An 18,859-nucleotide genomic window follows, 5' to 3' on the forward strand; every position below is an offset into this window, starting at 1 on the left:
GGGAGATTGTACTCCAGAATCAACCGGCTACGGATGAGCGGGTACCGACTGTCTGCTAACATGCGTCTAAACCCTTGATAACCTTTGCTGTGGATCGAAACGATGACACTGGAAAGCCTGCTTCCCGCCATCCTGGCCTCCTGCCTGGTGGCCCTGTCGGTCTGGGCCCTGACCCGTTGGCAAGCGTCTGCTACCTTGCAGCAGTTAAAGGTTGCGAATGAGCAGTTGCAGCAACAGGCTGAGCAGCTTCAGGACGAGGCTGACATGCTGCGTGATCAGAGCCTGTCGCTGCAGCAGGAGCAGGGGCAGCTGCAGGTGGAGCTGGGACGGTTGCAGACCCGAGCCGAAGAGCGTGATCAGACCCTGCAGCAGTACCAGACATGGTGGCAGCAGGAACAGCAGCGTTATCAACAACTGCAGGCTGAATTCCAGCAACTTCAATCCGAACACAGTGCTCTCTCGTCACGCCGAGAGCAGCAGGAGCTTCACTTTCGTGAGCAACTCAGGCAGTTGGAGCAGAGCCGTGAACTGCTGAAAAAAGAGTTCGAGCAGCTTGCGGCCGAGATTCTTGAACGCAAGGGCAAGGCGTTTACGCAGATGAGTGAGCAAAGTCTGAACCAGCTGCTCAATCCGATCCAGCATGAAATGAAAGGCTTCCGTGAGAAAGTCGAGCATATTCATTTGCGTGAAACCGAGCAGCGGGTGCAGTTGCGCACCGAACTGCAGAATCTGCAGCAATTGAACAAGGCGATTACAGATCAGGCCGAAAAGTTGACGACGGCGCTGCAGGGGCAGAAAAAGGTACAGGGCAACTGGGGCGAATTGATGCTGGAGAATGTGCTCGATAATGCGGGCCTGCGACTGGGTCATGACTATCGGCGTGAGGTCAGCATCAACACCGAGGAGGGACGGCAGCGACCGGACGCGATCGTGTATCTGCCGGGTGACAAGCACCTGATTATTGATGCCAAAACCTCTTTGGCCGCTTACACCCGGTATGTCAACGCCGAGCAGGAAAGTGAGCGACAGCAGGCCTTGCGTGAACATGCCCGTGCGGTATCAGACCGCATCAAAGAGCTGGCCGAGCGCCGTTACGACAAGTTGCCGGGTCTGAATTCTCCGGAGATCGTGATCATGTTCATTCCGGTGGAATCTGCCTATGTGGAAGCACTGAAGGCTGATGAAACACTTTACCAGCGAGCCCTGGAGCAGAATGTTCTGGTAGCGACGCCGACCACGTTGCTGACCAGTCTGAACATCGTGCGTCAGTTGTGGCGTTTTGAGGATCAGAGCCGCCATACCGCCGAGTTGGCGGAGCGGGCCGAGAAGTTTTACAACAAGCTCAACAGCTTTTTGACCAGCATGCAGGATGTGGGCAAGAAGCTGGATGGTGCCCGTGCCAGTTACGACAGAGCCTTCGCTCAGCTGTATTCCGGACGGGGCAATTTGATCAAGCAGGCCGCCGAATTCAAGGACCTGGGCGTGTCCGTGCAGAAAGAGCTGCCGGCAGAACTGGTCGACAAGGCGCGATTGGAGCTGGATAGCGGCGCCTGAAGCACAACATTCATCCGGGAGGGGGCCATTCGGCGTGTCGACAGCTCTAACCGGCAGCGAGTCTTCTGAGTTTGGAGGCGGCCAAATCGAACGTGACCTCCGGCGGTTTATCGGTAGAACGTCGACCCTGAGGGTTAATCGAGGCAAAAGGATGATTCTCGTGCATCCTCCTGCGCTTCTCGTTGTTGGACCGTCGGTCGATCACGGATCGGCGCCGCTCCAGCCCCTGATGGCGGGCGAACATCTTTTCTTTCCACCAGTGCTCGGCAAGTGTAAAAGTCGATAGCAGGGGGCTTTTGGTCTCGCCGTCGTCATCAACCCAATAATAGACAATACGGCTGTCGATAAGGTCTTTAACGAGATGCATACATACTCCTGATTATTATTTTTGTATTAGGTCATATCAGCAGCAGCTCCATTGCTTTGTCTGTAAAAGTAGACACTAGTGTCCATAAATTAATTTATGGATGTTTGAATGTCGAGAACAGTCAAATGATCTACGACAATAGAAATGTTCTGGAGCACAAGGTTTATTGGCCTGAATCGTTCAACACCGTCTATATGCTTCCAGCGGAGTTTTGGGGGGCCACCGCATGGGCAGTGGCGGTACCCAATCGACCTCAGGAATCCAGCGCCTCCCTGACCCGGCGTGCCTTGCGGCGGTTCAGCAGGTCCTTGGCGCTGACCAGGAAAATTCCCGCCAACACCAGCGTTCCACCCAATACGAAATTGGTTGTCAGCACTTCGTCGAGAATCAGTACACCAAATACCACGCCCAGCAGCGGGGTAATGAAAACAAAGGTGGCCATACGGGAGGCCAGATAACGCTTGAGTAGCCAGAACCAGGTCAGGTAGCTGGCCAGCGCGATCAGCACTGCCTGGAATGCCATGTTCACCGTTGTTTCCGGGGTCCAGTTCATTGCACCATTACCCATCAGGAAGGCTGCACCGATCAGTAACACTGCTGCTACTGCCATCTGGTAGAACAGGGTTTTGACGGCAGGGGCTTCGGACAGCTTCGAGCCTCGTATCACCACGGTCGTTAAGCCCCAGGTGGCACCGGCAGCCAGCGCATAGGCATCTCCGAGCAGGCTGGTACCTTCACTGTTGCCTGAGCCCAGAAACGCGATGCAAACCCCGGCAAAGGCGAGGGCGATGCCGCTCCACTGGATTCGGCTCAAGCGCTCGTCAGGGTGAATAAAATGCATGCCCAGTGCCGTGAAAATTGGTGAGGTGTAGAGAAACACCACCATATGGGAGGCGCTGGTATGAACCAGTCCCTCCCCCACGAACAGAAACTCGATACCGAACATAAGACCGGCCAGCAACCCTGCTTTCAAGGTGCCATCACTGAACATTCGCAGCCCTTCGCTGCGCAGCATCAGCAGCAGCAAAACGATGGCAGCAAAGGCTGAGCGCAGACCTATCTGCAATGTCGGAGCGATATCCGCTGCGGCCAGTTTGATGGCGATCTGCTGGAAACCCCAGCCAAGGCAAAGCACCAGCAGGATACTGACGGCAAAGAAGTCTAGATGGCGTCGTTGGGGGCTCATGTGCACTCCTGATGAGCGGATTTTAAAAATGTAATTAAGGCTACATTTTATCTCTTCAGATTGCAGCTCCCGGGTTGAAAAAAGTTGCTCGAAGAGCCGTTGAAAATGCTTTGAGCTGGTTGAAAATCGCACTATTATTCTGCGCTTTGGTTGCCTTGGTAGACAGGTATGAAATACGTATCCTTCGATGCGTTCCGAACTCTTCACCTCCCTGATGTCCACTACATCAAGCCTGAACACATGTTTCGCCAGCGCGCTGAAATCGAGGCGGCCGAATGGGTGCTCTTCCCGGAGTACTGGCAGGTCAATGCCTTGGTGTTCGGCCTGAAGAAGCGGATATTTCCGAGTCTTTCGGCCTATCTGATCGGTCATGACAAGGTGCAGATGACACGCGCCTTCCAGATGGTGGTGCCGGGTCATACTCCCTGGACGCTCATCGAGCCGAATGACCCGCAGAACGCCGAGCGAGTCTGGGATCAGATGCCTTCCCCCTTTGTCGCCAAGATACCCAAAAGCAGTATGGGGCAGGGTGTGTTTCTGATCGAGAACCGGGCGGACTGGAATGCCTACCTGGCCAAGACCCCGGTTATTTACGCACAGGAACTGTTGCCGATTGACCGGGATCTTCGACTGGTGGTTGTGGGCGGCAAGCTGGTGGCCGGGTTCTGGCGTTGCCAGGGACATGATGGCTTCCACAACAATCTGTCACAGGGTGGTTCGGTGGATGCGGAGACGCCTCTGCCTCAGGCAGCGATTGATCTGGTGCTGAAGGTGGCCGAGGAGCTGGAAATCGACCATGCGGGATTTGATGTCGCGATGGTAGAAGGCTACCCCTATTTGCTGGAATTCAACCGGCTGTTCGGCAATACAGGGCTTCAAGGCTTAAGCCAACAGGTGTCGGCCGCCATTCTGGAATATCTGGAAGCGGCTAACGATCACGACGATGATGACGACGATGATCCCAAACACCCAACACCGCCCATGCCGATTGCGGTCTGATACTCCTCAGCCAGCTGCTGCGCCAGTGCGTGCGCAGCAGCGTTGATTTCCTCGGATACTCCATCGCCCATTCCGGGTGTGCGAATGCTTACTCCGAAAATTCTCAGCCTTGTGGGCAGTTGATCCAGTTGTTGTGCCAACGCCAGTGTATTGCTCAGGCCGAAGCCGTGGCTGGAGCAGGTGTCCAGCTGCGCCAACTGGTCAGGGTCCAATTCCAGGCAACAGCCGACCGGGTGCTGTTCGCTGATGACGGCGTCGATAAGGGTTACGCTGGCGCCTCCCTGCATCTGCTCAATCAGTTCGGGTCCGGGACGGTCAAGGCTCAGCAATTGTATCGCTGACGGCAGTCCCATTTGGCGTAATTGATCAATCACTCGCCAGCCGACCTGATCGTCTCCGAAAGGTGAGCCTATACCGATGATCAGATGCAAGTGGGTGCTCACGTTTCATGTTTCTCCAGACGAAGAAAATGAGTGGCGCAGGAGATGCACGGGTCATAGTTGCGAATCACCTGCTCGGCCCTGAGTCTGAGGGCATCTTCATCATGGTTGAGCCCAAAGCGACTCAGTGAGCGGTGCAAATCCTCTTCAATGCGGGCCTGATTCTGGCTGGTGGGCGGGACGATACGCGCAGCCTGGATGAGGCCCTGATCGTCGAGCGCGTAGCGATGCCAAAGCAGGCCGCGGGGGGCTTCGCTCATGCCGAAACCGATGCCTGGCTCGAGAAACAGGCTGTTATAGGGGGCATCGGGGTATGCGTATTCATCCAATAACCGAATGGCTTCATGCAGCGCCAGTTCAATCTCCAGCGCCCGTGCAATCAGGCTGTGAAACATATTGGATGACGGCAGCTGAAAACCGATTTCCTGCAGCCGCGCCTGCAAGAAGTCGGGTAGCTGAGCGTGGTTGATATTCAGCCGTGCCAGTGGGCCGGTCAGGTATGGGTGGCCGTCAAGATCGGACCAGAGCGCTGTGGAGTCAGGTTTGTGGTGCTCGTGGAAATGTTGCTCGAATTGGGCCGCGTTAAGAACCAGACCGGTACTGGTATGTATCTCTCCGCTTTCCATGGCGTAATGATCAGGGTGGTGCAGAGCCACGCAGATAAAGCTCTGTGGGTCATCCGGCAGTGGCAGGCTGGCGCAGAAATGGGTCAGGTTCCGCGCATCTTCCTGAGCCCCCTTCAGTTTTTCGACCAGATCAGCAACCGTTTCTGCCGAGGGTGCGTGATGAAAACCACCCAATCGAGCGCCGACCGGATGGACCGAACGGCCGCCGAATAGCCGAATCAGTGCATTACCCATCCCTTGCAGCTTAAGCCCACGCTTGACCTCCTCCGGGTGTCGTTCTGCCATGGCGATGGCATTATCAAAACCAAGGTAGTCGGGCAGTGCCAGCAGGTGGATATGCAGCGCATGGCTTTGCAGCCACTCGCCACAGTAGAAGGCACGACGCATCCGCTGCACCCAGGGTGAGACGGCTTGGGTCGAGAGGGACTCCAGCGCGTTAAGTGCGCTGATCTGGTATGCCACCGGGCAGATGCCACAGATGCGGGCAACGATATCGACCACCTCTCTCGCTTCTCGGCCTTCCAGAAACTTTTCGAAGTAACGGGGTGGTTCAAAAATCGAGAGTCCCAGCTCCACAAGCTTGTTTCCCTTGATCTCCAGCCTGAGTGAGCCTTCACCTTCAACACGCGTCAGTGCCGGCACGTCGATACGGATTCGGCGACTAGTCATCCTGATCTCCTGCTCGCGGGTCTTCAGCCCCTGAGCGGTAAAAGACACCTCCGGCCTGCAGAAACGCGGGTGCCTGAGAGTTAATCAACAGAAAGCGACGGGCAATGGCATCGGGTACGAGACTAAGGCCGGCAAAGCGACGGGCCAGCGTTTCAGACTGTGCCGTTTCACTGGGGCCGTAGCAGCCGTAACAATCACGGCCAAAGCGCGGACACAGGGCACCACAACCCGTGCGTGTGACGGGCCCCATGCAGGGGGTTCCCTGAGTGACCATGACGCAGACTGTCTGTTGGCGCTTGCATTCCAGGCATACCCTGTCGCGATCATCCACCGGCGCTACCCCGAATAAGAGGGCACGGACGGCAGCAAGAATCTGGACGCTGTTCACCGGACAGCCCCAGAGTTCAAGGTCCACCTTTACCTCGGATGCGATGGGCACAACGTTTTTCAGCGTGTGGATAAATTCAGGCTGGGCATAGATCGCATCACGCCACTCATCATGGTGCCCATCAAGGTTACGCAATGCTTGAAGGCCACCGCTTGTCGCACAGGCACCGATGGTGATCAGATACTGGCTGTTGGCGCGGACCTGCCGGATGCGTTCCAGTTCATCAGGAGTCGACAGGCTGCCTTCAACAAAAGCGATATCGACGTCGGCCGAGACATCACTCATACCGGCTTCAAGAAAGTGCAGTATCTCGACCTGCTCATTCAGTTGCAGCAGAGCTTCGCCCAGATTGAGAAAGGCCAGCTGGCAACCGTCGCAGGAACTGAACTTGTGAACCGCAATACGTGGTTTGGCCATCAGACTCCCTCCAGTCCCAGACGCCCGCACAGTCGAGGGTAGGGTATGACCGGGCCGTCGTGACAGATGAAGTCGGAACCGAACTGGCAATGGCCGCAGTGGCCTGTTGCACACTGCATGTTGCGCTCCATGCTGAGCCAGATGGATTCGGCCGGGACATGCTGGCGGATCAGCTGCTCTGCGCTGGCCTGCATCATCGGCTCGGGGCCGCAGCAGCACACCAGTGTCTTATCGGGTTTGAGCGGCAGGCGTTTGATCAGCTCGGTTACCCGCCCGCTGTACCAGGGCCAGCCGGGGGCAGCGACGTCGGCGGCCATCAACACCGTGGTATTGGGCTGCTGTGCCCAGAATTCGTAACGGCTGCGCCAGAGCAGGTCGGCCGAGTGCTTGACGCCCTGAATGATATGGATGTGCCCGTAGCTCGTCCGGTTGGCAAAAGCATGCTCAATGATGGAAACCGCAGGGGCACAGCCGAGACCGCCGGTAATGACGCACAGGTCCCTGTTTTCGGCCTGTTCCAATGGCCAGCCCTGCCCAAAGGGCCCGCGCAGTCCGATTCGATCGCCCGGCAACAGCTCGGCCAGAGATCGGCTGACACGGCCAACGGCACGAATGGTGTGTTCCAGTACCGGGTGGCCCTGATCATCTTCGCTGATCGCCTTGAACGAAATGGGGATCTCACCCACGCCATAACGGTAGAGCATATTGAACTGGCCCGGTTGAATACCCAGCCGCCACTGCTGGCTCGGGTCGGTCAACTGCAGCTGGAGGGTAAAGATATCCTCGGTTTCCTGAATCCGATTCAGGACCACGGCTTCGGTTGGCAGTGCCGGATTGCTCATTCAACGTCCTCTCTGCCCAATTCAGTCAAAGCCTCAAGCGGATCGATACCTACAGGGCACCAGCTGATGCAGCGGCCACAGCCGGTACAGCCACTGCGACCATACTGTTCGACCCAGCTGCCAAACTTGTGCGTCAGCCACTGGCGATAGCGACTCTTGGTGTCGGGACGGAAACGGTGGCCGTGAATGTAGCTGTGTCCCTCGCTGAAACAGGAGTCCCACTGGCGCTGATGGCCGGAGGTCGTGCCATCCAGCTCGGGAACTTCGCTTTCACTGAAACAGAAGCAGCTGGGACAGACCGATGTGCAGTTACCGCAACTGAGACAGGCTTCAGCAAGACTGTCCCAGATCGGGTGCTGGCCTTGATGGATCAACCTGCTCGGCTCAAACGCAGGCAGATGTCGCTGTTGTTGACAGGCTTTTTGGTGTTGCTCGTCAGTCTGCTGTTGCTGTTCCGGGGTTGCAGCGTCCAATGGCAGATTGTCCATCAGGCTCTGTCCCTTTGGGCTCCCGGCACGAATCCGGTAGCCGTCATCCAGTTCGACAAGTGCCAGGTCGTAACCGGCCCTGGCATCCGGCCCGTCACCTGTACTGGCACAGAAACAGGTGTCTGCCGGATGTGAGCAGTCCACAGCGATCAGCAACAGAGAATCACGTCGCTGTTGATAATAGGGGTCACCTGAGAAATGTTGATCCTGCAGCGAGAGGGCTGCTAGGTCACAGCCGCGAACCCCCAGTACTGCAGTCGGTTCAGTTGTCTCGATGACCTCTTCAAAGCGAAGACTGCCGTCCGCTTGCAAGTGCGAACGCCAAAGGGTTTCACGTGGTGCAAAGGTCAGGGGCTTTAGTGCCTGCGGGCCATTGGCCCAGCTGAACAGGCGAGGACCTTGGGTCCTGATCAGCCGGTACTGGCCAGGCTGCTGAATCTGTTCAATTCCCGCAGGAAGCTGATCGGCTTGCTGTAAAGGGCGGTAAAGGATAGCGCCATCGATGACTTGCGGACCCACTACCCGATAACCCTGCTGCTGGAGCAGGTCGATGAGGGACGACAGGCTTGAACGGGGCAGAAAATCCGCTGCAGACATAAGGTGTTTCCGCTGGGCTTTTCTCTTACGTTAGGTTCCGGGAGAGGAGAACACAAGCTTGGGCGAGCTGTCGGCGATCATTAAACGGTTACGACCTGCCGATTTGGCTTGATACATGGCTTTGTCGGCAGCACGAATCAGCGCATCGACACTGTCGGCATGCTGCGGGTAGGCGGCGAGGCCAATGGAAACCGTCAAAGGAGGGAGGGGATCACCTGACGAGGTACACAGCGTCAGCTGACGAATACCCTGCAGCAGGTCCAGGGCACGGTCCTGAGCGTGGAACAGGCTTGCTTCGGGCAGGGCCACGACAATCTCTTCCCCGCCAAAGCGGCAGGCGATATCACTTTCACGAATCCGCTCGGTGATGAAGGTGGCGATGCCTTTGAGGGCCTCGTCACCGGCTTCATGCCCCAGGCTGTCGTTAAGACGTTTGAAGTGATCAATGTCGATCAGCATCAGGCACATGGGCCGCCCATGACGGTTGCACCGTGCTAGTTCTGATCCCAGCCAGTTGTGCAGATGGCGTCGGTTGTACAATCCGGTAAGGGGGTCATGCGTGGCTTCCTGCATGAGTTGCTCACGCAGTTGCAGGTTGGTCAGAGCCAGTGAAAGGTGCTCGGACAACATCTGCAGAACGAAGCTGATCGCCGTATTACCGGGTGGTTCGGCTCCCAGCAGAACGACACCGATCAGTTTGCGTCCTGATTTCAGGGGCAGTACGCGATGAATGTTGCGTGTTCCCTCGGGGTCGTAGAGAGAAACCTGTTCCCAGTGCTCCGACTCGTCCGGCAGTTCCAGCTGGGCGGCATAATGCGCGCCGATGAGGGCGTGGCGTCCCCAGTGGGTCAGAATTTCCAGCCGCTGATCTTGGGTAAAGCGACACAGCACCCCTTCCAACTGCGGCAGCTGGCGGGGCAGATATTCAGTCAGCGCATCGATAATTTCCTGCGCCGAACTTGCCGAGTGGAGCCGGGAGTCCAGTTCAGCCATCAGGTTCAGCATCTGGTAGCGTTCCTGCAATTCGGCCTGCACATTTTCTCGCTCGCGGATTTCGGCGCTCAGCAGACGGTTGCTGCGGCTGAGCATCTGGTTTGACTGTGTAAGCCGCTTGGACCAGTAGCGGAACAGAAAAATACCGAACAGCGACATGGCGCTCATCAGGATCAGCAACACGGTCATCAGCGCATCCACCGAGTCCTGAACCATGTCGGCGACCGGTTGCCAAAGCTGGGGATCACGGCTGTACGCCGCAGTACTGATAGCGGTTTTAGTCAAGTTGGTACTGAGCCAGGTAAACAGCATCGCGGTCGATACCAGTATTGCGGCGACCACCAGCGTCATGCGCAGGCCATCCGTGCTGGATTGCCGCGCAACCCAGAACCCGGTACTTCGCTGCCAGCGGCGGATGAATGTCAGACTCAGCAGCAGAACCGGCAATACCACCAGTATGTTCTGAAGCAGAAAGCCCATCCACCAGCCTTCCCAGACCTCATAAAGACTGGTGATATCAGCTTGGGTGGCATGACTCCAGATGAAGGCGCCGATGGAGCTGAGCACGGCAGCCGCAAAGCTGATCAGGATGAATAGAACAATGTTACTGGGACGCCTGAAATCGGCGGTATGGGGCTGAGCCCGGTAGATCATGGCAATCAGGGCCAGCCCCAAAGGGTCGGAACAGGCGAAAAGCAGCGCCCATTCGTACGGCATGCCGTAATAACTGGCCAACAGGAAGGTGGATAGCCAGGTCGGGATCGCCGCCCACCAGAACCCGAACCACAGCAGCCAGAACATGGCCAGAATCAGTGGTGGATAGAGGGTGACATGAAAAGTATGCGGACCCAGATCGATCGGCAGGGCCGACCAGTTGTATTCAACTGCAGCAACGCCAAGGATCACGGACAGGAAGCCGCTGGCAGCCCAGATCAAAAGAATTAAACCGCGCATTTTGGGGTTATGTCGGCTCAGCAGGAGACCCATGCTCAGCTGATCATGTTGGCTGGAAACTGAAGTCACAGAAAAATCAGTCATAAAACCGCTCACAAAAATGCGGGGGCTTGTATAGGTATAGTGAAAAATGAGAGTTTAATCACCTGTTTATTTCATCAATGTTTCTTTTTAGCAACTATTTTTTCTGGGGAAGGGTTCAAGGCGTGAAAGCGGGTGAAAAAGGGGGCGACAGCCCTGTCTTGCACGGGGCTGTCGAAAGAAGTGACTGGCTCGTTTTAGCCGACCAGTCGGTCACTTGAAGGCGTTTCCGGTTGTGCCTGATCAAAGAAGCCTTCGGTATGAATCATGTCAGCCTGAGCGCCCTGTGCCTTGACGGCGGCAATGCAGTCTTCAACGAACTCGGGGCTGCCGGCGATATAGATGGCATGCTTTGACAGGTCCGGATACTGTCCGGCAATCAGTTCGGGAATGCGGCCATGCAAGGTGCCTTCCTTTTCTTCCCGGGTCAGCGTTGGAATGAACTTGAAGCGGCGATGGCGCGTGTTCCACAGCTCCAGCAGGCCGCGGCAATAGATATCAGCCTCGGTGCGTGCCGAAAACATCAGGTGCACCGGCTGCTTGAAGCCACGTCTCAGGGCTGCGTCGGTCAGACTCAGAATCGGTGCCAATCCAGTACCGGCGGCCAGGCAGAGTACAGGGCCATCCGTGCTCGGATCGCCAATGAAGGTGCCATAGGGACCTGAAAGATTCACCATGCTGCCCGGGCGAACGTCCTGATGCACCCAGTTGCTGGTCTTGCCTTCAGGCACTCGTGTGATCTGCAGCACGATTTCACCGTCCGGGCGAGGTGCATTGGCAATGGAGTATGAGCGTGGCGTCACCGTTTTCTGGGTATCGGTCAGGCTGACGTACTGGCCGGGCCAGAATCGCAGAGGTTCACCAATGGGACGCAGGCGAATCTCGGCGATACGGTCGGTGCGCTCGATACGATCCACGACCATGCAGCGTACATTTTCGCGTGGCGGAAACAGCTTGGGCTTGGCATCATCGGTGCCCCAGTCGATTTCAAGCACTTCGCCCAAGGGCTTACACATGCACATCAGGCCATAGCCCTCGGCACGTTCTTCCTGAGACAGCGCCATGTCCAGCACCATGCCCTGGTCGAATTCACCCTCCAGAACCTTGACCTTGCACTCGCCACAGGCACCGGCACGGCAGTTGTTGGGCAGTGCGTAGCCGGCATTTTCCAGCGTTTCGAGTACGGTTTCACCGGTTTTGGCTTCCACTTCCTTGCCGGACGGGGATAAACGGATCGTCGTCATGGGTACCTCCGGGCACTGTGTTGCAGTAACCCTGTAAAACTGAAATGGGGACAGGAAAGCAGCCGGCCGGACCTGCCGGGCGGCTGCTGCCAGAATCGTGCAGAACGGATCAGAAGATCGGGATGATGTCTGCAGAGTCCAGATCGGCCTGAGTCACTTCTTCACCGGTGATGTCCACTTCAGGGATCGCCGGGAACGGAGTGTCGTACTTGTCCAGTACCGCTTTCAGGTTGAGCATGGCGCTGCGCCAGTTGTCCAGCTTGTCCTCGTAGCTCGGGATGCCGAAGCCGGCTTCGCGGGCAATTGCTTCGGCTTCACGCTGGGTGGCGATGAAGTCTTCCGGCAGGTCCCAGAACTCGGCCGGCGGCTCGAACAGGACCGCAGACAGGAACAGGTAACCAGCGCGGATCTGTTTGGTAATGATTTTCTTGTCTTCGGCAGACAGGTTCGGGTAGTCACGCTCCATCAGCGACAGGCAGATCGCCATGTGACGACCTTCGTCACGACCGATGTTCTTGAACGCTTCGGTGAACACCAGCTCTTCACAGCTCTGCGACATCTGCTTGAAGATGGTTGCAGCCGCGATTTCACCCATCAGGAAGGAGCTGAACAGGACCGCCAGGTTGTACTTGGGCACGGCCTGCTTGTAGCCATTCCAGTAGCGGCCACCGTTGTAATACAACCAGCGAGCGTTTTTCTGCAGGCGACGGCCCAGATCGGTTTTCGGTTCATATTCCAGCGGGCTGGCAGACTCCAGCATCTTGGTGATCACCAGACCACACATCTGTTCGTGGTTCTGCTCATCACGGGTCACGGAGAAGAAGCAGCGACGGATGGCATCCTCTTCGTGGTCTTCGTAGGTCTTGATAAAGGCTTCGGCAAATACCGGCGGTGCAGATGCATCGAATACAGAGAGCAGGGTCCACCAGTAGGCGATCGCCTCACGCTCTTCCCAGGAATAGCTGGAGACATCAAGGGTATCCCAGGGCAGGTCTTTCGGGTTCCAGGCTTCACGCAGAGACGCATCCCAGATCTCTTCCATCTTGGAGGTCTTGGTTTCCCAGCGCAGCGGGTAGATGTTCGGCTGCGGCGTTTCCGGCGGGAATTCCATGGTATTAGCGATTTTATCGTGCATGGATCTTACCTCTGTATTGAGCTGTTCTTGTTGTTAAGGACAACTTGAATCTAGATTTAAGTGATACATAAATCAACACAAAAAAAATCCATTCCGTATCACTTTATGGGTGGGCACGAAATATGCAAAATGACCAATGGTTTGTTTTATAAACAATTACTTAAATTAAATTTCGATCCATTGAGAGGTCGCTGTAGAGGATAAAAACGGGTGTCAGGTAACCCGTTTAGATAGTGTGGTTATTTGACTCGAGTCAAAAAAGTATCACTTGTTGCAAATGCGTAAAGGAGAGGCTGACTAGGGGAAAGGCCTCCATGACTGGAGGCCGAAATGGAGATCAGTGGTTGGCGAAGCGGTCAGACAGGCTTTGGTAAAGAGGCAGGCTCAGACAGTCATTCGACTTGTTGGCGGCTATCGGATGAGAGGCAAAGCGGGCGATGACCAGCTCACGGGCCGGGTCAATGTAGAGGCTTTGGCCGTGGACACCCCGGGCCATAAACGCGTCATTCTCATTGCCAGTAACCCACCACATGCTGCGGAATGACCAGCTGGCCATGCTTTCATGCAAGGGGGCTTCAAAAGCCGGGAAGGCACTGCCCATGCGAATGTCCTTGAGCACATCCGGGTGCAGAATCTGCTCATCACCGAAACGGCCATTGTTGCGCAGCAGTTCGCCGAACCGGGCCAGATCACGCAAGCTGGCGTTAAGGCCACCACCGGAGAAGGGCGTGCCGTACTCATCAATCTGGAACACGGCCGCGCGCTCCATGCCGATCTTGCTCCAGATTTTCTCTTCCAGATAATCGGCCACAGACATGCCGGTGACACGCGCTACCAGCCAGCCGATGACCTCGGTATTGGCCGTGCGATAGTGGAAGCCTTCGCCGTGCTCACCCTTCTTCTGTACCATCGGCAGGTACTCATAGTATCCGGTCGGGCCCTGATAGCCCTTGGGTTTGGGCAGCGGGTTACCGGCAGCGGAGAAAACCCAAATCTCGGACTTGGGATCGGCGTAGTTTTCGTCAAAATCGATACCCGTCGTCATATCGAGTACCTGCTTGACGGTCGCATCACCAAATCCCGAAGTCTTCAGTTCCGGAATGTAGTGGCTCACCGGCAGGTTTTCATCAATCTGCCCGCGCTTGATCAGATCCAGTGCCAGTGTGCCGGTCACCGCCTTGGTCATCGACATCAGCAGATGACGTTCGTAATCCTTGAAACCGTCCAGATAATGTTCGTAGACCACCTGACCCTTATGCATGATCAACAGGCCATCGGTATAGGTCTCGCGCAGAGCCTGTTCCAGACTGATCGGCTGCTCGTATCCCCAAGGGGTATAGGTGTGCTGCTCAAGGCTTTCATCCAGTGCGTATGGAAGCGCATTGGGCGGCGTATTCCGCCGACTGACCAGCGTCGTGGGCAGGAATTCGTTCATGTGGCGAACACTGTAGCGCAGCGCCGGAAACTTGAAGAAAGATCCATCTGCCAGTTTGACGCGACGGTCAACAGGCGGCGGGCTGCCCTGCATCCAGCCCATTTCCTCAGGGACGGACTCTTTGGCAGGCAGAAATTGCGTCTCGGCAGGTGCCTGGCACTGGCTTGCCTGTGCCGACAGTGTGGATAAACCGAACAGGGCCGCCAGCAGCAGGCCGGGTTTGGTGCAGGACATAAAAACTCCCCGAATCAGAACTTGTTGGCGCGGACCATCGCGTCCATACCACCGTCGATGAACAGAACCGAGCCATTCACGAAGGCCGATTTGTCAGACAACAGGAAGTCGACACCGTGGGCGATTTCGTCGGGGATACCGGCCCGTCCCATCGGGGCAACAAAATTTTTCACCGCTTCGCCAAAACGGGCATCCTCTTTGGAGGCCTGGTGCAGAGGGGTTTCAACGGCTCCCGGGGCGATGATGTTCAGACGCATGCCACGCTTGCCCCATTCAACCGACTTGCGACGGCCAAAGACGGTTACCGCGTATTTGGAGGCGGCATAAGCAGCGGCAGGGTCACCGAACTCTTCAGCCATCTGGCGAGCCTTGGTTTCGTCATTGTCCAGCATGGCTTCGGCCATCGGATGGGGTGTCGCCACCATATGGCTGCCCGCTACCGATCCGATGATGACGGCTGTACCCTTGCCACTGGCGCTCAGCGCATCTTCAAGACCGTTCAGATATTCAGTCACACCAAAATAATTGACACCGACAATCAGGCCGATGGATGGAGCTGTGACGCCCACACCGGCGCAGGCGACAACTGCGTCCAGTTGGTTATTGCAGGCACTCAGGGTTTGCTCGATGGCAGCCTGGCGGCCTTCAGAACTGGACAGGTCGGCGTTAACGTCAGCGTTGCGAAGGTCAACGCGAATCAGAGTGTGACCGGCCGCTTCGAGATGTTTGCAGACGGCAGCGCCGATACCTGAAGCGGCACCGGTTACAGCGATAGTGGACATGTGGCATTCCTCATTTTTATCATTTTTCCCATCAGACTATGCAAGTGATGTCCGGGTGACTCTTCGTCCGTTCAGACTATGGCATTGACTCCGGCCGTTGTGCCTCGGCTAGCCTGATCCTGTTGCTGAGCCGAGTAGGCTCTTTGCAGGAACAGCATGGCGACAAAGGTACTCACACAGCCCAACAGCAGGGAGTAGCGCAAAGACTCGGTGGCCAGGAAGGGCGTCATCATGTCACTCAGGCCGCCGACTGCCAGAGGGCCAATGCCAACCCCAAAGAGTGTCACAAGCACCGTTTGGCACGCCATGGCTACGGCACGGCTGTCAGGTGATACCAGTCGCGTAATCATGCTGAAACAGGGACCTACCCACCAGACGGCAAAAAAACCGTTCAGCGCACACCATATCATGGCTGTCGGCAGGGACTGATTGAAGAGCATCATTTGGCTGTCCGCAGGCCAAAGCAGATAGGCCGCCATGGCGAAGATTCCAATGCCGTGGCCTACTTGTGGAATCAACAATTGCCAGCGAGGGTGTGCGCTGATCAGTCGATCGGTGAACCAGCCACTGAACAGCATGCCAATGGCAGCTGAGCCACCGCCAACAAAACCGGCCAAGACACCGGCCTGTTGCAGATCCAGACCGTGGGAGCGCACCAGAAAGGTGGCATTCCACATGCCATAGGCGTTGGCACCCAGCGTGCTCATGCCTGCGGCAAATATCAGGAAGCGATAGGGCTTCAGTGCCCATAAGGATTTCAGGGTTTCTACTAAGGACAGGGGCATTCGCGGCTCTGCTGGCGGGTGGTCCCAGGTTCCCCGCGCCGGTTCGCGTACCAGCAGTATGGCCAGAGCGATCAGGCTGGCCGGAATGCCAACTACAATGAAACCCGTACGCCAGCCATATGCCTCGACCAGCCAGGCTCCGGCGCTCATGGCAATGATGGCCGCGAGTGTGGGAGCCGTGCTGTAACAGCTGATCGCGAAGGCACGACGGTTGGCCGGATAAAGATCGGCAATCAGTGAAATCGAGCTCGGTGTTACGGCCGACTCACCGATGGCGACCAGCATGCGGGCCATGACCAGCAGGGCAAATCCCGTGGTGAATCCGCACAGTACCGTGGTCAGGCTCCAGATCAGGGCACAGACGGCAAGCACGCGGGTACGCGGCAGGCGGTCTGCCAGGCGGCCCGCGCCGAGCCCGAACAGAGCGTAAACGCCGGCAAAAGCCAGACCGGATACAAGCCCCATGGCAGTATCGCTGGCGTTGAACTCTTGCTTGATCGGCTCGATCATCACCGCCATGATCTGGCGGCCGATAAACGTATCCATGTAGAGAACGGCCAGCAGGAGTAATAGCCCGTGGCGACGCCAGGCGGGAATGGAACTGGGGGAACCGGTTGTCACCACGGCTACTCTCCTTGTCGATAATGGGGCTTGCAGGGGTCAGAGCAGCCCTTTTTCCCTGGCCATGGTCAGTGCCAGGTCTTCAATCATGTCTTCCTGACCACCGACGGTGCCGCGGCGACCCAGCTCTACCAGAATGTCACGGGCCTGTATGCCGTACTTCTTCTCCGCGCGCTGGGCAAACAGCAGGAAGGAGGAGTAGACGCCGGCGTAGCCCAGCGTCAGTGCATCGCGGTCCACGCGGATCGGCTGATCCATGATCGGGAACACCCGGTCTTCAGCCACGTCCATGATCTTGTACAGATCAATCCCGGTCTCGACGCCCATGCGATCCAGAACCGCGCAGAACACCTCCAGCGGCGTGTTGCCGGCACCGGCACCGAGGCCCGCGACGGAGCCATCGACACGAGACGCGCCCGCTTCGATCGCCGCCAGCGAGTTGGCGATGCCCATGCCCAGATTGTGATGACCATGGAAGCCGACTTCGACGTTCGCCGGCAGTTCAGCACGCAGCAGGCCGATACGAGCGGTCACGTCATCCGGCAGCATGTAACCGGCGGAGTCAGTGGCATAGATGCAGTTGGCGCCGTAGCTGACCATCAGCCTGGCCTGCTCCAGGATCTTCTCCGGGCTGACCATGTGCGCCATCATCAGGAAGCCGACGGTGTCCATTTCCATCCTGGCGGCCATACCGATGTGCTGTTCGGACACATCCGCTTCGGTGCAGTGAGTCGCCACACGGATGGTGGACACACCCAGGTCTTTCGCCATCTTCAGATGATCCACGGTACCAATACCCGGCAGCAGCAGGGCGGAAACCCTGGCATTTTTCATCTTGGGAATGACTGCACCCAGATACTCTTCGTCACTGTGTGCCGGAAAACCGTAGTTGACCGACGTGCCGCCGAGACCATCGCCATGGGTGACTTCGATCAGCGGCATGCCCGCTTCATCCAGGCCGGTGGCGATATTGACCATCTCGTCGAGACTGATCTGGTGACGCTTGGCATGCATGCCGTCACGCAGAGACATGTCGTGCAGCGTGACTTTCTTACCGTTCAGATTCATTTGCTTTCCTCCGTTAGCCACGCTCAGGCAAGGTAATGGTGCCATTGGACACCTCTTCGGCGAACATCTCGGCGGTGCGCAGACCGGCCGCGGTCATGATGTCCAGGTTGCCGGCGTACTTCGGCAGGAAGTCGCCCAGGCCTTCCACTTCCATGAAGCAGGTCACACGGTTACCGTCGAAGACCGGGCCGTTGACCAGGCGGTAGCCCGGCACGTACTTCTGCACCTCTTTCACCATGGCATGCACGGATTCGGTAATGGCGGCCTGATCCGGCTCGCTTTCGGTCAGGCAATGGATGGTGTCACGCATGATCAGCGGCGGCTCGGCCGGATTGATCACGATGATGGCCTTGCCTTTCCTGGCGCCGCCCACTTTTTCCACGGCACCGGCCGTGGTGCGGGTGAACTCGTCGATGTTCTGGCGCGTGCCCGGACCGACAGAGCGGGAAGACACGGTGGCGATGATTTCGCCGTACTCCACCGGCTGTACACGACTGACCGCCGCGACCATCGGGATGGTCGCCTGGCCACCGCAGGTGACCATGTTGACGTTCATCTCCAGGTTCTTGGCGTGCGCTTCCAAATTCACCGGCGGGACGCAGTAGGGACCAATGGCAGCCGGGGTCAGGTCAATCATGATCACGCCGAGTTCGTTCAGCTTGCGGCTGTTCTCGGCATGTACGTAAGCGGACGTGGCATCGAATGCCACGCGGATATCGTCTGCGATCACGTGCTCCAGCAGACCATCGACGCCGGTGGCGCAGGTCTTGATGCCCATCTCGGCGGCGCGCTTGAGTCCTTCGGATTCAGGGTCGATCCCGACCATCCAGACCGGCTCGATCCATTCCGAGCGCTGCATTTTCATCAGCAGGTCGGTACCGATGTTACCCGGGCCGATGATGGCCGCTTTCAGTTTTTTGGACATAGTTAGTTCCACTTCTACTTGAATCGGTA

General features: G+C 57.1%; 17 protein-coding genes. 2 read left to right on the top strand and 15 right to left on the bottom strand.

What is annotated here, in order from left to right; genetic code table 11:
• Positions 1 to 102: 102 nt before the first annotated feature.
• The gene (gene rmuC / locus LN244_RS04690; RefSeq protein WP_239041689.1) at positions 103 to 1,554 is read left to right on the top strand and encodes a DNA recombination protein RmuC; all 1,452 of its coding nucleotides are present in this window, start codon (positions 103 to 105) and stop codon (positions 1,552 to 1,554) included.
• Between the two features lie 46 nt (positions 1,555 to 1,600).
• Here rmuC and LN244_RS04695 read toward each other — a convergent pair whose 3' ends face one another.
• Both LN244_RS04695 and LN244_RS04700 read right to left on the bottom strand, forming a co-directional pair.
• Positions 1,601 to 1,921, bottom strand: a complete 321-nt coding sequence (locus tag LN244_RS04695) for a hypothetical protein (protein ID WP_239041690.1) — start codon at positions 1,919 to 1,921, stop codon at positions 1,601 to 1,603.
• Positions 1,922 to 2,174: 253 nt separating this feature from the next.
• Entirely contained in the window at positions 2,175 to 3,107 is a 933-nt protein-coding gene (locus LN244_RS04700) for a DMT family transporter (protein ID WP_239041691.1), read from the bottom strand.
• Between the two features lie 168 nt (positions 3,108 to 3,275).
• Here LN244_RS04700 and LN244_RS04705 point away from each other — a divergent pair, with 168 nt between their 5' ends.
• The gene (locus LN244_RS04705; protein ID WP_239041692.1) at positions 3,276 to 4,106 is read left to right on the top strand and encodes an ATP-grasp domain-containing protein; all 831 of its coding nucleotides are present in this window, start codon (positions 3,276 to 3,278) and stop codon (positions 4,104 to 4,106) included.
• Here the strand turns inward: LN244_RS04705 and LN244_RS04710 are convergent.
• From LN244_RS04710 to LN244_RS04770, 13 genes are all read right to left on the bottom strand, one after another.
• Positions 4,043 to 4,549 (bottom strand): hydrogenase maturation protease, encoded by a 507-nt coding sequence (locus LN244_RS04710; protein WP_239041693.1) that lies wholly within the window; start codon positions 4,547 to 4,549, stop codon positions 4,043 to 4,045. The two genes, LN244_RS04705 and LN244_RS04710, sit on opposite strands and share 64 nt — an antisense overlap.
• Entirely contained in the window at positions 4,546 to 5,841 is a 1,296-nt protein-coding gene (locus tag LN244_RS04715; protein ID WP_239041694.1) for a Ni/Fe hydrogenase subunit alpha, read from the bottom strand. The genes LN244_RS04710 and LN244_RS04715 overlap by 4 nt, the downstream gene beginning before the upstream one ends.
• Positions 5,834 to 6,646, bottom strand: a complete 813-nt coding sequence (locus LN244_RS04720) for an NADH-quinone oxidoreductase subunit B family protein (protein ID WP_239041695.1) — start codon at positions 6,644 to 6,646, stop codon at positions 5,834 to 5,836. The genes LN244_RS04715 and LN244_RS04720 overlap by 8 nt, the downstream gene beginning before the upstream one ends.
• Positions 6,646 to 7,488 carry an FAD/NAD(P)-binding protein gene (locus tag LN244_RS04725; RefSeq protein WP_239041696.1) on the bottom strand — a complete coding sequence of 281 codons (843 nt, stop codon included), beginning with the start codon at positions 7,486 to 7,488 and terminating at the stop codon, positions 6,646 to 6,648. Before LN244_RS04725 ends, LN244_RS04720 begins: the two co-directional genes overlap by 1 nt.
• Positions 7,485 to 8,573 (bottom strand): 4Fe-4S dicluster domain-containing protein, encoded by a 1,089-nt coding sequence (locus LN244_RS04730; RefSeq protein ID WP_239041697.1) that lies wholly within the window; start codon positions 8,571 to 8,573, stop codon positions 7,485 to 7,487. The genes LN244_RS04725 and LN244_RS04730 overlap by 4 nt, the downstream gene beginning before the upstream one ends.
• A 30-nt stretch (positions 8,574 to 8,603) precedes the next feature.
• Positions 8,604 to 10,604 (bottom strand): sensor domain-containing diguanylate cyclase, encoded by a 2,001-nt coding sequence (locus tag LN244_RS04735; RefSeq protein ID WP_239041698.1) that lies wholly within the window; start codon positions 10,602 to 10,604, stop codon positions 8,604 to 8,606.
• A 194-nt stretch (positions 10,605 to 10,798) separates the two neighbouring features.
• The gene (locus LN244_RS04740; protein WP_239041699.1) at positions 10,799 to 11,845 is read right to left on the bottom strand and encodes a 2Fe-2S iron-sulfur cluster-binding protein; all 1,047 of its coding nucleotides are present in this window, start codon (positions 11,843 to 11,845) and stop codon (positions 10,799 to 10,801) included.
• A gap of 109 nt (positions 11,846 to 11,954) precedes the next feature.
• Positions 11,955 to 12,980 carry a hypothetical protein gene (locus tag LN244_RS04745; protein ID WP_239041700.1) on the bottom strand — a complete coding sequence of 342 codons (1,026 nt, stop codon included), beginning with the start codon at positions 12,978 to 12,980 and terminating at the stop codon, positions 11,955 to 11,957.
• Between the two features lie 337 nt (positions 12,981 to 13,317).
• Positions 13,318 to 14,649, bottom strand: a complete 1,332-nt coding sequence (locus LN244_RS04750; protein ID WP_239041701.1) for a serine hydrolase domain-containing protein — start codon at positions 14,647 to 14,649, stop codon at positions 13,318 to 13,320.
• Positions 14,650 to 14,663: 14 nt separating this feature from the next.
• Entirely contained in the window at positions 14,664 to 15,431 is a 768-nt protein-coding gene (locus tag LN244_RS04755) for an SDR family oxidoreductase (protein WP_239041702.1), read from the bottom strand.
• A 71-nt stretch (positions 15,432 to 15,502) separates the two neighbouring features.
• Positions 15,503 to 16,840 (bottom strand): spinster family MFS transporter, encoded by a 1,338-nt coding sequence (locus LN244_RS04760; RefSeq protein WP_239041703.1) that lies wholly within the window; start codon positions 16,838 to 16,840, stop codon positions 15,503 to 15,505.
• A 36-nt stretch (positions 16,841 to 16,876) separates the two neighbouring features.
• Positions 16,877 to 17,905, bottom strand: coding sequence for a 4-hydroxy-2-oxovalerate aldolase (dmpG, locus tag LN244_RS04765; RefSeq protein ID WP_239041704.1), 1,029 nt, complete (start codon positions 17,903 to 17,905; stop codon positions 16,877 to 16,879).
• A 13-nt stretch (positions 17,906 to 17,918) separates the two neighbouring features.
• Positions 17,919 to 18,830, bottom strand: coding sequence for an acetaldehyde dehydrogenase (acetylating) (locus LN244_RS04770; protein ID WP_239041705.1), 912 nt, complete (start codon positions 18,828 to 18,830; stop codon positions 17,919 to 17,921).
• Positions 18,831 to 18,859 lie beyond the last annotated feature (29 nt).

This window comes from Marinobacterium sediminicola (assembly GCF_022343685.1).
Lineage (GTDB): Bacteria > Pseudomonadota > Gammaproteobacteria > Pseudomonadales > Balneatricaceae > Marinobacterium > Marinobacterium sediminicola.

Excerpts from the sequence above, each read along its gene's own strand:
- rmuC (WP_239041689.1), top strand. The coding sequence starts at position 103 with ATGACACTGGAAAGCCTGCTTCCCGCCATCCTGGCCTCCTGCCTGGTG.
- LN244_RS04695 (WP_239041690.1), bottom strand. The coding sequence starts at position 1,921 with ATGCATCTCGTTAAAGACCTTATCGACAGCCGTATTGTCTATTATTGG.
- LN244_RS04700 (WP_239041691.1), bottom strand. The coding sequence starts at position 3,107 with ATGAGCCCCCAACGACGCCATCTAGACTTCTTTGCCGTCAGTATCCTG.
- LN244_RS04705 (WP_239041692.1), top strand. The coding sequence starts at position 3,276 with ATGAAATACGTATCCTTCGATGCGTTCCGAACTCTTCACCTCCCTGAT.
- LN244_RS04715 (WP_239041694.1), bottom strand. The coding sequence starts at position 5,841 with ATGACTAGTCGCCGAATCCGTATCGACGTGCCGGCACTGACGCGTGTT.
- LN244_RS04720 (WP_239041695.1), bottom strand. The coding sequence starts at position 6,646 with ATGGCCAAACCACGTATTGCGGTTCACAAGTTCAGTTCCTGCGACGGT.
- LN244_RS04725 (WP_239041696.1), bottom strand. The coding sequence starts at position 7,488 with ATGAGCAATCCGGCACTGCCAACCGAAGCCGTGGTCCTGAATCGGATT.
- LN244_RS04730 (WP_239041697.1), bottom strand. The coding sequence starts at position 8,573 with ATGTCTGCAGCGGATTTTCTGCCCCGTTCAAGCCTGTCGTCCCTCATC.
- LN244_RS04735 (WP_239041698.1), bottom strand. The coding sequence starts at position 10,604 with ATGACTGATTTTTCTGTGACTTCAGTTTCCAGCCAACATGATCAGCTG.
- LN244_RS04740 (WP_239041699.1), bottom strand. The coding sequence starts at position 11,845 with ATGACGACGATCCGTTTATCCCCGTCCGGCAAGGAAGTGGAAGCCAAA.
- LN244_RS04745 (WP_239041700.1), bottom strand. The coding sequence starts at position 12,980 with ATGCACGATAAAATCGCTAATACCATGGAATTCCCGCCGGAAACGCCG.
- LN244_RS04750 (WP_239041701.1), bottom strand. The coding sequence starts at position 14,649 with ATGTCCTGCACCAAACCCGGCCTGCTGCTGGCGGCCCTGTTCGGTTTA.
- LN244_RS04755 (WP_239041702.1), bottom strand. The coding sequence starts at position 15,431 with ATGTCCACTATCGCTGTAACCGGTGCCGCTTCAGGTATCGGCGCTGCC.
- dmpG (WP_239041704.1), bottom strand. The coding sequence starts at position 17,905 with ATGAATCTGAACGGTAAGAAAGTCACGCTGCACGACATGTCTCTGCGT.
- LN244_RS04770 (WP_239041705.1), bottom strand. The coding sequence starts at position 18,830 with ATGTCCAAAAAACTGAAAGCGGCCATCATCGGCCCGGGTAACATCGGT.